Annotated in this window: 11 protein-coding genes; 6 read left to right on the plus strand and 5 right to left on the minus strand. The window is 57.6% G+C overall.

Annotation, left to right across the window (positions count from 1 at the left end; all coding sequences use genetic code 11):
- Nucleotides 1–7 precede the first annotated feature (7 nt).
- The gene (zupT, locus tag ACJBF3_RS18805; RefSeq protein WP_045330071.1) at nucleotides 8–781 is read right to left on the minus strand and encodes a zinc transporter ZupT; all 774 of its coding nucleotides are present in this window, start codon (nucleotides 779–781) and stop codon (nucleotides 8–10) included.
- Between the two features lie 196 nt (nucleotides 782–977).
- Here zupT and ygiD point away from each other — a divergent pair, with 196 nt between their 5' ends.
- Entirely contained in the window at nucleotides 978–1766 is a 789-nt protein-coding gene (gene ygiD, locus ACJBF3_RS18810) for a 4,5-DOPA dioxygenase extradiol (RefSeq protein WP_045330073.1), read from the plus strand.
- Between the two features lie 77 nt (nucleotides 1767–1843).
- On the opposite strand, the gene ACJBF3_RS18815 is transcribed toward ygiD, so the two are convergent.
- The 3 genes from ACJBF3_RS18815 to tolC all read right to left on the minus strand — a co-directional run bounded on the left by ACJBF3_RS18815 (nucleotide 1844) and on the right by tolC (nucleotide 5347).
- Complete coding sequence (locus ACJBF3_RS18815) at nucleotides 1844–3004, minus strand: glutathionylspermidine synthase family protein (protein ID WP_045330074.1); 1161 nt, start codon at nucleotides 3002–3004, stop codon at nucleotides 1844–1846.
- A gap of 2 nt (nucleotides 3005–3006) precedes the next feature.
- Nucleotides 3007–3675, minus strand: coding sequence for a DUF1190 family protein (locus ACJBF3_RS18820; protein WP_045330076.1), 669 nt, complete (start codon nucleotides 3673–3675; stop codon nucleotides 3007–3009).
- A 193-nt stretch (nucleotides 3676–3868) separates the two neighbouring features.
- On the minus strand, nucleotides 3869–5347 hold the full coding sequence (gene tolC / locus ACJBF3_RS18825; RefSeq protein ID WP_045330078.1) for an outer membrane channel protein TolC: 1479 nt from the start codon (nucleotides 5345–5347) through the stop codon (nucleotides 3869–3871).
- A 205-nt stretch (nucleotides 5348–5552) separates the two neighbouring features.
- Between tolC and nudF the strand changes: the two genes are divergently transcribed.
- The 5 genes from nudF to parE are packed head-to-tail and all read left to right on the plus strand — an operon-like array spanning nucleotide 5553 to nucleotide 9961.
- Nucleotides 5553–6185 carry an ADP-ribose diphosphatase gene (gene nudF / locus ACJBF3_RS18830; protein WP_045330080.1) on the plus strand — a complete coding sequence of 211 codons (633 nt, stop codon included), beginning with the start codon at nucleotides 5553–5555 and terminating at the stop codon, nucleotides 6183–6185.
- Nucleotides 6182–6604: a DUF1249 family protein gene (locus ACJBF3_RS18835; RefSeq protein ID WP_045330081.1), complete on the plus strand. Its 423-nt coding sequence runs from the start codon at nucleotides 6182–6184 to the stop codon at nucleotides 6602–6604. The genes nudF and ACJBF3_RS18835 overlap by 4 nt, the downstream gene beginning before the upstream one ends.
- Nucleotides 6605–6631: 27 nt before the next feature.
- A complete protein-coding gene (gene cpdA, locus ACJBF3_RS18840) occupies nucleotides 6632–7459 on the plus strand; it encodes a 3',5'-cyclic-AMP phosphodiesterase (RefSeq protein WP_045330083.1) in 828 nt (275 codons plus the stop codon).
- On the plus strand, nucleotides 7459–8040 hold the full coding sequence (gene yqiA, locus ACJBF3_RS18845) for an esterase YqiA (RefSeq protein WP_045330084.1): 582 nt from the start codon (nucleotides 7459–7461) through the stop codon (nucleotides 8038–8040). The genes cpdA and yqiA overlap by 1 nt, the downstream gene beginning before the upstream one ends.
- A gap of 28 nt (nucleotides 8041–8068) precedes the next feature.
- Nucleotides 8069–9961, plus strand: a complete 1893-nt coding sequence (gene parE / locus ACJBF3_RS18850; RefSeq protein WP_032642071.1) for a DNA topoisomerase IV subunit B — start codon at nucleotides 8069–8071, stop codon at nucleotides 9959–9961.
- Nucleotides 9962–10075: 114 nt separating this feature from the next.
- Here parE and ACJBF3_RS18855 read toward each other — a convergent pair whose 3' ends face one another.
- A complete protein-coding gene (locus tag ACJBF3_RS18855) occupies nucleotides 10076–12217 on the minus strand; it encodes a TonB-dependent siderophore receptor (RefSeq protein WP_045330085.1) in 2142 nt (713 codons plus the stop codon).
- Nucleotides 12218–12355 lie beyond the last annotated feature (138 nt).

The raw sequence follows: 12355 nt of genomic DNA on the forward strand, positions 1-12355 counted from the left end.
CATGATGTTAGCCGATACCCGCCGCCTGGAGCAGGACCAGGCTGAGGCCCATCACCGACATTCCGCACAGCACGCCGTAGCTTGGGTTGTTGTTCGGGTCGATCTCTTTCGCCAGCGGCATTAATTCATCCACGGAGAGCGCCACCATAATTCCGGCTACTGCAGCCATAATGGCTGCCATGACGACCGGCGAGACCAGGCTACCGAGTATCAGCCATGCCAGGACGCCTCCCAAAATTTCCGCCATCCCGGAAATCCCGGCCCAGAACACTGCGGTGCGTTTCGAGCCCGTGGCGGCATACACCGGACCGGCGACGGCCAGGCCTTCAGGTATATTGTGCAGGGCGACCGCTAGCGCGATGCCGAAGCCCATTTCAAGATTGCTGCTGGCCGTGACGTAAGTGGCGACCCCTTCCGGGAAGTTGTGCAGGCTGATGCCTAGCGTTAACAGCACGGCGGTACGCTTGATATTGCGCGGTATGGGCGTCACGTTTTTCTGCATTAAATCCTGCGGATGCGCGTGGGGTAGCATTCGATCGAGAGCAAAGTATCCCAGCAGGCCCAGGACAAACATGCCGTAGCCCAGCAGCGGAGACATGCCTTCCGTGCCCAGCGCGGCAGGCAGCATCTCCATCAGGGAGATGAGCAGCATGATCCCGGCCGCAAAGCCCAGCGAGAAGGCCAGCACGCGGTTAGAGGGCTTTTGGCCGAGCACGCCGAGGATCGCACCGATAAAGGTCGCGGCACCCGCCAGTATGGTCAGGATCAGGGGGACTGACATGCATTGCTCCTTATGATAATGATTCTCATTAATATAAATGATTCATTTCTGGCAAAGCGAGGGGCAAACCCCGGCTTTACACATTCCTTACATTCAAATTTCCTGATGATGATCTTCACGCTTATCTGCGTTCATCTTCGCCAGATTGCGCGTAATCTGGCACCATTAAATTGACACCTTCTGTAAGGATATCACCATGACTTCTTCCCGTATGCCAGCCCTGTTTTTAGGCCACGGTAGCCCCATGAACGTTCTGGAAGACAACGTCTATACCCTTGCCTGGCGCCATCTGGGCGAGACGCTGCCGCGTCCGAAAGCGATCGTGGTGGTGTCTGCGCACTGGTTCACCCGCGGCACGGGCGTGACCGCCATGGAAGCGCCAAAAACCATTCATGATTTTGGCGGCTTCCCCCAGGCGCTGTACGACACGCACTATCCGGCTCCCGGCTCGCCTGAGCTGGCTCAGAGGCTGGTGGAGCTGCTGGCACCCGTGCCGGTTGCGCTCGATAAAGAAGCCTGGGGTTTTGACCATGGCTCGTGGGGCGTGTTGATTAAGATGTATCCTGATGCGGATATCCCGATGGTGCAGCTCAGCATCGACAGCACCAAACCGGCCGCCTGGCATCTGGAGATGGGCCGCAAGCTGGCGGCGCTGCGTGATGAAGGCATTATGCTGATTGCCAGCGGCAACGTGGTGCACAACCTGCGTACCGCACGCTGGCACGGTGAGAACACGCCGTACCCGTGGGCGACCTCTTTTAACGACTACGTTAAGGCAAACCTGACCTGGCAAGGCCCGGTTGAAGCGCATCCGCTGGTGAACTACCTGGATCACGAAGGCGGCTCGCTCTCTAACCCGACGCCGGAACACTTCCTGCCGCTGCTGTACGTGCTTGGCGCGTGGGACGGCCAGGAGCCGGTTACGATCCCGGTTGATGGTATTGAGATGGGCAGTCTGAGTATGCTGTCGGTGCAGGTTGGGTGAAAACATGCCCGGTGGCGCTGCGCTTACCGGGCCTACAAAACCGTAGGCCCGGTAAGCGCAGCGCCACCGGGCAAGTTTTACTCCACAAAAATATGCGGATAGAACCGTGACAGATCCTGTGTGATCAGCGCGCGATCTTCGCGAATTCCGATCCCGGCTGGCTGGTCGTTGATGAGCCAGCTGCCAATCAGCGTATAGCTGTCGCCAAACTTCGGCAGCTGCCAGAACGCCTGGACGATCATCCCCTCTTCGCCGTACGGCCCTTCAACCGCTTCCAGCGTCTTACCGTTTTCGATAATCGACACGTTCGCGCCTTCGCGGGAGAAGATCGGCTTAACGACGTATTTCTCCATTTGCGGATAATCGTCTTCCGCAAAGTAGGCGGGCAGCAGGTTCGGATGATTCGGGAACATCTCCCAGAGCATCGGCAGCAGGGCTTTATTGGAGATGATGCTCTTCCAGGCCGGTTCCAGCCAGCGCACGCCAGCGTCTTCCAGCTTGGTGGAGAACATCTCGCGCAGCATGTATTCCCACGGATAGAGCTTGAACAGGTTGCTGATAACCTGGTCCTGCATATCCGTAAACTGGCCTTTTTCACCCAGGCCGATGTCCTCGATATAGAGGAACTCGGTCGCCACTTCCGCTTCGGCGGCGCAGTCCTGGAGATACTGAACCGTGCCACGGTCTTCTTCCGTATCGCGGCAGCAGGCGAGATGCAGCAGGTTGAAGCCAAACTGTTCGCGCAGCTCGGCAAAACGCGCAATCAGCTTTTCCTGCAGGCTGTTGAACTGGTCGCTGCCTTCCGGCAGGTTTCCGGCATTAGCCTGGTCTTCCAGCCAAATCCACTGGAAGAACGCCGCTTCGTACAGCGAGGTTGGCGTATCCGCGTTGTTTTCCAGAAGCTTTGGTTCACCTTTACCGTCCCACGCCAGATCGAGGCGGGAGTAAAGCGAAGGCTGATTCGTTTTCCACGACTGGCGGACGAAGCTCCAGGTGTGCTTCGGAATGCGGAATTTGGTCATCAGCTCGTCGCTGTCGATGACTTTTTCCACCACTTTCAGGCACATCTGGTGCAGCTCGGCCGTCACCTCTTCCAGTTTTTCAACCTGGGCGAGCGTGAGCTTGTAATAGGCGTCTTCACACCAGTACGGCTCGCCGTACATGGTGTGGAAGTTAAAACCGTACTCGGTGGCTTTTTCGCGCCAGTCCGGACGCTCGGTGATACTCACTCGTTCCATGATCAGCCGCCCATTGAGCGCGAAGAGGAGGTGCCTGTCGCACTGCGCTGCATGCTGGTCTGCTTCGCTACCGATTCACCAAACCCGCCGCGGGTAATGGTGCTGGTGGTCGCAGGCTTCGGCGCCATCGCCGTTTTCGGTACCGTTACGGTGCGGCCTGGCGTCGCTGCGCCGTAGCCTTTACCGCTGGCATCGGTGTATTGACCGTAAGCCGGGCTGGCCGGATTTTTCGAGCTAAACAGCGGCTGCTGCTGGTAGCCCGCGCCGCCGCCCATCAGACGACCCATCATGTAGCCTGCCATTAATGGCATCCAGAAGCTGCCGCTGGACTGTGCCTGGGCCTGATTTTCAGGCGCAGTGCCGGCCTGAGCCGGTGCCTGCTGGCACTGACCTTCACCGAACTCCGCCACGCAGTCTTCGCGCGAGGCATACTTCGGCGCGGTGCGTTCCGCTTCTTTCAGCGCGCTCGTGTAGGCCGTTTTACATTCAGCGGCTTTACCGGTTGCGGCAGAGCAGTCGTCTGCGTTTTGATACAGGGAAACCGTTTCGTCATTTTTCTCACAGCCTGCGAGCATAAAAACGGCCGTAACGGCCAGCGCGACAGGGGTAAGGTGACGCGCATTCCAGCTCTTGCGGAACGACGCGTGATTAATCGTTTTTGTCCGTTTCATATTTGTCTTCCAGGACCCAGTGGTAATAACGCTCAGGATAGAGGATGAGTGGTTGAAAATGAAGCGAAGAGGGGCGGAATCAGGGGGATCTTTACGTTGGCTTACGTTCGAGGCGGATTTTTCGCCGGGTGGCGCTGTGCTTACCCGGCCTACGATAAAGTAGGCCCGAGAAGCATAGCGCCATCGGCAATGCTTAGTTACGGAAAGGATTGTTGCCTTTGCTGGCCGGCGCGGTGGTGCGCGCGGCGGCTGGCTGTGCCGCAGGGGCGCTGCCGTTAGCGTTGAAGTTATCAACGGCGGCAACCTGCTGCGGGTTCTCCGGCGCAACGCTCTCCGGAGAGGTGGAGACCGGTTTGCCCAGCGCGCTGTTCAGCATCTGCAGATCCTGCTCGTTCAGCGTACCCAGAGCCTGCTTAATGTTCAGCTGGTTAATCAGGTACTGGTAGCGCGCGCTGGAGAGCTGCTGTTTCGCGTTGTACAGCGTGGTGGTTGCGTCGAGCACGTCAACAATCGTACGTGTACCGACCGAGTAGCCCGCTTCCATCGCGTCCAGAGAGCTCTGTGCAGACACAACGGCCTGTTTATAGGCGTTGATGCTGCTGATAGAGGCGTTCACGTTGTTGAAGGAAGAACGCACGGTCTGCACCACGTTGCGGTGGGCGCTTTCCAGCTTCTCGCTCGCGCCAACAAAGTTGTACTGCGCCTGTTTCACCTGAGAGTTGACCTGACCGCCCTGATACAGCGGCAGGGAGAAGCTCAGGCCCACTTTGTTCTGGCCCATATTGCTGTCGTCATACTGGGACGAATGGGTTTTAGAGCCGCTGTAGGAGGTGTCAGAGATACCGGTAGAGGCGCTCAGGCTCAGGGTTGGCAGGTGGCCGTCCTGCGCCTGGCGAATTTGCTCGCGGGCCAGGTCCTGGCTCAGACGCGCCTGCAGCAACGTCAGGTTGCGGTTTTCCGCTTCTTTCAGGAGGGCGTTAACGGCCTGCGGCTTATCCGTTTTGAAGCTGTCGACGTTCAGGGAGGCCAGCTCAGGGTAGTAGTTACCGGTGACCTGACGCAGGGATTCCAGCGCGTTGTCGAGGTTGTTACGCGCGGTCACTTCGTTGGCCAGCACGGTGTCGTACTGTGAACGGGCGTTCTGCACGTCGGTGATCGCCACCAGGCCCACGTTGAAGCGCTGGGTGGTTTGATCTAACTGACGGTAAATTGCCTGTTTCTGCGCTTCGGTGTAGGAGAGTGCGTCAATCGCGCTCAGCACGTTGAAGTACGCGGTGGCCGTGTTCAGGATCAGCGTCTGCTGATCGGTCTGATAGGTCACATCCTGAATACCCGCGCTCTTTTCCTGCAGGGTCAGGGCACGCCATTTGGACATATCAAACAGCGTCTGTGTTAATTGCAGTGACGCGCTGGTAGCATTGGAGTTTACGCCGTTAGCGTCGCGGAAGCCGTTGCTGTAGGTATAATCTGCACCTAAACCTAACTGAGGCAGCAGTGGGCTACGCGCTTCGTTAATCTTTTCAAACGCAGCATCACGATCGGCCGCTGATTTACGTAAATCAGGGTTGCCCAGACGTGCCTGCTGATAGACCTGTAACAGGTTTTCCGCCTGGCTCATTGCGCTGAAGCCCGTCAGGCTCAGGCCGATAAGGATGGGGAGCAATTTCTTCATTTGCATTCCTTGTTGTGAAGCAGTATTAGCGCTGATCAAATTAAAAAAATAATTGCCGATTCTAACAGAATCTTCCATACCAAAAGGTTGGCGTTACGTGCCATCTGGCGGTAATTTGCACCAATCTACCATATAGCCTTACAAACGGCAGCCAAACAGCCTTGAAATTCACAATTTCATCACCATTGCTACCAGGACTCGACTCATGCAAAAACCAGAAAAGTTGCCCGTGACATTCGCCAAAAACGATGTAGAAATTATTGCACGAGAAACGCTTTATAGCGGTTTTTTTTCAATGGATCTTTACCGTTTCAGGCATCGCCTGTTTAACGGGGAAATGAGCGGCGAAATCAGACGCGAAATTTTTGAGCGCGGGCATGCGGCAGTCTTGCTACCCTTTGACCCAGTGCGTGATGAAGTTGTGCTGGTGGAGCAGATCCGCATCGCTGCGTATGACGTCAGCGAGAGCCCGTGGCTGCTGGAGATGGTCGCCGGGATGATTGAAGAAGGCGAGACGGTTGAAGACGTCGTCCGGCGCGAGGCGCTGGAAGAGGCGGGGCTGGTGGTTGGCCGCGCCAAACCGGTGCTGAGCTATCTGGCAAGCCCGGGAGGTACCAGCGAACGCTTATCCATTATGGTGGGCGAAGTGGACGCCACGACCGCAGAAGGCATTCACGGTCTGGCTGATGAAAACGAAGATATTCGGGTTCATGTGGTAAGCCGGGAACAGGCATACCAGTGGGTAGAAGAGGGGAAAATCGACAACGCAGCGTCTGTCATCGCCCTGCAATGGCTGCAGCTGCATTATCAGACATTACGAAACGAGTGGAAAAAATGAAGCGCTATACGCCTGACTTCCCAGAAATGATGCGCCTGTGCGAAACCAATTTCGCACAGCTGCGCCGCCTGCTGCCGCGAAACGACGCACCCGGCGAAACGGTAAGCTATCAGGTGAGCAACGCGCAGTATCGATTAACGATAGCAGAATCAACGCGCTACACTACGCTGGTGGAGATTGAGCAAACGGCACCCAGCATTAGCTACTGGAGCCTGCCGTCGATGACGGTACGTCTCTATCATGACGCGATGGTCGCTGAAGTGTGTTCAAGCCAGCAGATCTTTCGCTTCAAGGCGCGGTATGATTACCCGAATAAAAAGTTGCATCAACGCGACGAAAAGCATCAAATTAACCAGTTTTTAGCCGACTGGCTAAGATATTGTTTAGCACATGGAGCAATGGCGATTCCGGTTTGTTAGCGTCATAAACCTACCTAAGGACACCATTTGGAAAGCCTGTTGAACCTGACTGTTGCTGGTGGGGCGCCAGTCAGGATATTACAAATCACCGATACCCACCTTTTTGCCGAAAAGCATGAAACGCTGCTGGGGGTCAATACCTGGGAGAGTTATCAGGCGGTACTGAGCGCCATTCACGCTGAACATCGTGCATGCGATCTGATTGTCGCAACCGGCGATCTGGCGCAGGACCAGTCTTCCGCGGCCTACCAGCATTTTGCTGAAGGCATCGCGAGCTTTAGCGCGCCCTGCGTCTGGCTGCCGGGCAACCACGATTTCCAGCCCGCGATGTACGGTTCTCTGCATGATGCGGGTATTTCTCCGGCGAAATGTGTTTTTGCGGGTGAACAGTGGCAGATCCTGCTGCTGGACAGCCAGGTATTTGGCGTTCCGCACGGTGAGTTAAGCGAGTTTCAGCTCGACTGGCTGGAGACCAAACTGGCTGCTGAACCTGAACGCCACACGCTGCTGCTGCTCCATCATCATCCTCTGCCGGCGGGCTGCAGCTGGCTCGATCAGCACAGCCTGCGCAACTCCGCGGCGCTGGATCGCGTGCTGGCGAAATTCCCGCGGGTGAACAACCTGCTGTGTGGACACATTCATCAGGAACAGGATCTGGACTGGAACGGGCGCCGCATGCTGGCGACGCCGTCGACCTGCGTGCAGTTTAAACCGCACTGCGCCAACTTTACGCTGGACACCATCGCGCCTGGCTGGCGCTGGCTGGAACTGCATGCCGACGGCACGCTGACCACGGAAGTCTGCCGTTTGACCGGTGCACAGTTCCGCCCGGACACCGCTTCAGAAGGTTATTGATGTCTACGCTCCTTTATCTGCACGGATTCAACAGCTCGCCGCGCTCCGCAAAAGCGACGCAGTTTCGCCAGTGGCTGAGCGAGCATCACCCCGACGTTGAGATGATTATCCCGCAGCTGCCGCCTTACCCGGCGGAGGCCGCGGAAATGCTCGAATCCATCGTGCTTGCGCACGGCGGCGAAGCTTTCGGTGTGGTTGGTTCATCGCTGGGCGGGTATTACGCCACCTGGCTTTCGCAATGCTTCATGCTGCCCGCCGTGGTGGTGAATCCGGCGGTACGGCCATTTGAGCTGCTGCGGGACTTTCTTGGCGAAAACGAGAACCCCTACACCGGCCAGCAATATGTGCTAGAGTCACGCCATATTTACGATCTCAAAGTTATGCAGGTCGACCCGCTTGAGGCGCCGGATCTCATCTGGCTCCTGCAGCAGACGGGTGATGAAGTGCTGGATTACCGCCAGGCAGTGGCGTATTACGCCTCCTGCCGCCAGACTATAGAAGAGGGCGGAAACCATGCTTTCACGGGCTTTGAGAATCATTTCACCCAGATTGTCGATTTTCTTGGACTGCACAGCCACTGACAATCAATGCGAATTGCTAGTTTAAATCATGACGCAAACCTATAACGCTGATGCCATTGAGGTCCTCACCGGGCTTGAGCCGGTTCGCCGCCGCCCGGGGATGTACACCGATACGACACGCCCAAACCATCTGGGCCAGGAAGTTATTGATAACAGTGTGGACGAAGCGCTGGCGGGACACGCCAAACGCGTCGACGTTATCCTGCACGCCGATCAGTCGCTGGAAGTCATCGACGACGGGCGCGGCATGCCGGTGGATATTCACCCGGAAGAGGGCGTCCCGGCCGTTGAGCTGATCCTCTGTCGTCTGCACGCGGGCGGTAAGTTCTCTAACAAGAACTACCAGTTCTCCGGGGGTCTGCACGGTGTGGGCATTTCCGTGGTGAATGCCCTGTCCAAACGCGTGGAAGTGAACGTCCGTCGCGACGGTCAGATCTATAACATCGCGTTTGAAAACGGCGAGAAGGTGCAGGATCTGCAGGTTGTCGGCACGTGCGGCAAACGCAACACCGGCACCAGCGTCCACTTCTGGCCAGACGAAAGCTTCTTCGACAGCCCGCGTTTTTCCGTTTCTCGTCTGACGCACCTGCTGAAGGCGAAAGCGGTGCTCTGTCCGGGCGTGGAAATCACCTTTAAAGACCACGTAAATAACACTGAACAAAGCTGGTGCTACGCCGATGGTCTGAACGACTACCTGTGTGAAGCGGTCAACGGCCTGCCGACGCTGCCGGAAAAACCGTTCGTGGGTAACTTTAGCGGCGACACCGAAGCGGTAGACTGGGCGCTGCTGTGGCTGCCGGAGGGCGGCGAGCTGCTGACCGAAAGCTACGTCAACCTAATCCCCACCATGCTCGGCGGTACTCACGTCAACGGCCTGCGTCAGGGCCTGCTGGACGCGATGCGCGAGTTCTGTGAATACCGTAACATCCTGCCTCGCGGCGTGAAGCTGTCGGCGGAAGATATCTGGGACCGCTGTGCCTACGTGCTCTCCGTGAAGATGCAGGATCCGCAGTTTGCCGGTCAGACCAAAGAGCGCCTGTCGTCACGCCAGTGCGCGGCATTCGTCTCCGGCGTGGTGAAAGATGCCTTTACCCTCTGGCTGAACCAGAACGTTCAGGCGGCAGAGATGCTGGCCGAAATGGCGATCTCCAGCGCCCAGCGTCGTCTGCGTGCCGCCAAGAAAGTGGTGCGTAAAAAGCTGACCAGCGGCCCCGCGCTGCCGGGCAAGCTGGCGGACTGTACCGCGCAGGATCTCAACCGTACCGAGCTGTTCCTCGTGGAAGGGGACTCGGCGGGCGGATCGGCCAAGCAGGCGCGCGATCGTGAATATCAGGCGATCATGCCGCTCAAGGGTAAGATCCTGAACACCTGGGAAGTCTCTTCTGATGAAGTGCTGGCCTCGCAGGAAGTGCACGATATCTCTGTCGCGATCGGCATCGATCCGGACAGCGACGATCTCAGCCAGCTGCGCTACGGCAAGATCTGTATCCTCGCGGATGCGGACTCCGACGGTCTGCACATCGCCACGCTGCTGTGCGCGCTGTTCGTGAAGCACTTCCGCACGCTGGTGAAAAACGGTCACGTCCACGTGGCGCTGCCGCCGCTGTACCGTATCGACCTCGGCAAAGAGGTTTACTACGCGCTGACGGAAGAAGAGAAAGCGGGCGTGCTGGAGCAGCTGAAGCGTAAGAAGGGCAAGCCTAACGTGCAGCGCTTTAAAGGGCTGGGAGAGATGAACCCGATGCAGCTGCGTGAAACGACGCTGGATCCGAATACCCGCCGTCTGGTGCAGCTGACCATCAGCGACGAAGATGAACAGCAGACCAACGCCATGATGGATATGCTCCTTGCCAAGAAACGTTCGGAAGACCGACGTAACTGGCTGCAGGAGAAGGGCGATATGGCGGATATTGAGGCCTGATGCTGAAAAAGCCCTGCGATGCAGGGCTTTTTTTTGCCCGGTGGCGCTGCGCTTACCGGGCCTACGATCGATCCCCTCGCCCCTATGGGGAGAGGGGAACCCCCCACTCTGACATCAAAACTCCATCTTCACCGTAAACTGCACTTCGCGCGGGTCGCCAATCTGGTTGCCCAGGTTGTTGGTCGCAATGGACGACGTGTAGTAGGTTTTATCAAACAGGTTCTTCACGTTCACCTGCAGCGTCACCGGATACTGCAGCTTCATCTTGTACGCCGCAAACGCATCCGCCACGAAATAGCCCGGCAGATAATAATCCGCGCCGTTGGTCGCTGAGCGACGGCTCACGCCGTGCCCGCCGCCGCCCAGCGTCAGGGTATTCCCGGCAAACGCATTATGAATATCGTAGGTGAGGAACAGCGAGCCGGTATGGCGCGGCACGTTCGGCAGCGGTTTGCCCGCGTAGTCCGGGTCTTCCAGCACCTTCGCGTCGGTATAGCCGTAGCTGGCGATAATGTTGGTGTTCTCCGTCAACGACCCGGCAAGATCCACCTCCACGCCCTGAGAGCGCACGCGGCCCGCGGTTTTAGCAACGGTTTCATCGCCGACGCTCTCGGTGTACAGCACGTTGCGTTTGTGAATATCAAACAGCGCGATATTGGCGGTAACCCCGTCGAACAGGTCGAATTTTGCGCCGATTTCGTAGGCGTTTGACGTTTCCGGCGGCAGGTCGCCGATGTAGCTCGCAATGGACGACTGCGGCATAAACGTCTGGGAATAGTTAGCAAACAGCGAGACCGCCGGGGTGAGCTTATAGACAAGACCCAGCTTCGGCGTCCACTGGTCGTCGCGGCTGTCGGTGTTCACGTTAAACGGACGTCCTTTCCCTGCGTACTGGGTGTAATACTGGTAGCGTAGCCCGGCGACGGCGATCCACTTATCGGTCAGGTACAGCGCGTCCTGCGCGTAGGCAGAGTAGCTCTCCTGCTTGATGGTTTGATCGCTGTCGGATGCCGAGACGGTAGTGCACTTGCCGAGGCTGCCGTAGCTCGGGTTGTAAATATTGAAGTCCTTCACGTTCTTGCAGCGGATCATGTCCGTGCGCAGCAGATCGTAATTCTCATACGACACGCCGGTGAGGATCTCATTGTAAAAGCCCGCAATGTCCACGTTCCCCTGCAGATCCGCTCGCGTCGAGTGCATGCGCTGGGTCGACCCCTGGGTGGCGTCCACGCGGCGGGTCAGGTTGCCGGTTTTTGAATCATAGGCCATCACGCGGGCCTGATTATCGCTGTACTTGTCCTGGCTGTAGCTGTAGTCGAACTTCGCGGTCCACTGGCTGTTAAGGCGGTATTCCGCGTTCAGCTGGGCGAGATCGGACTGGCCGTCGGTGATGTTAAACGGCTCGTCAAAGCGGGTCTTGCGATCGACGTTCACCGGCTGTTTGGTATTGAGGTCGAAGATCGTGCCGCGATCGAACGGCGTTTTATAGTCTCGGTGCGAATAGAGCACGGTCACGGTGGCATCGTCGCCAAACCAGGTGAGCGACGGGGCGATAAAGGTGCTGCGCTCGTTGCCAAAATTACGCCAGTAATCCTCGTCCTGATACTCGCCCGTCAGGCGATACGCCAGGCGCGTGCCGTCGATCGGGCCGGTCACGTCAACCTGTCCGGTTCCGCCGCCAAAGCTGGAGGAGGTGGCGGAAATCGAGCCGCCGAAGATCTTCTCCGGGCGTTTGGTGACGACGTTAATCAGGCCGCCCGGGTCTAAAATGCCGTAAAGCGTTGAGGCCGGGCCTTTCAGCACCTCCACGCGCTCGGTGGCGGCGTTAAAGCTGCGCGGCAGGACGGTGCGCAGACCGTTGGTCATGATCGAGCCGTCGCGGTTCGCGCCAAACCCGCGGCGCACGAAGGCATCCTGCGTGCCGCCCAGGGTGTTGGTCTGCACCACGTTGCTGACGTTATAGAGCGCTTCATCCAGCGTGGTGGCGTGCTGATCCTCCAGCACTTTATCGCTGACGGTATTCACCACCTGCGGGATATCCAGCATCGGCATGTTGGTTAACGTCGCGGTGGAGGTATTCAGCGGCTGATAGCCGTTGGTGGCCTCCGCCGTGGTATTTGGATCGGCGGTGACGGTAAGCGTTTCGCCGTCTTTCGCCGCAGTGGTGTCTGCTGCATGCGCCAGCGGCGCCATAAACAGCAGTGAAAAGAGCGCGCGCCCTTTTACGCCAGAGAGTGAAGGTGTGAACGTAGCCATTACATCTGTTATCCCGAAATATCCCGCGAATGCGCTCGCGGCAAACTGTATGAGTCATTGCCCTTTATGGTCTGCTCGTTAGCCAGAACCGGCATCGAACATGTAATTGAGAATCATTCAACCATGCACGAATGTAGT

The organism is Enterobacter sp. PP-008-ECC_S150 (assembly GCF_045257065.1).
Taxonomy (GTDB): Bacteria; Pseudomonadota; Gammaproteobacteria; order Enterobacterales; family Enterobacteriaceae; genus Enterobacter; species Enterobacter chengduensis.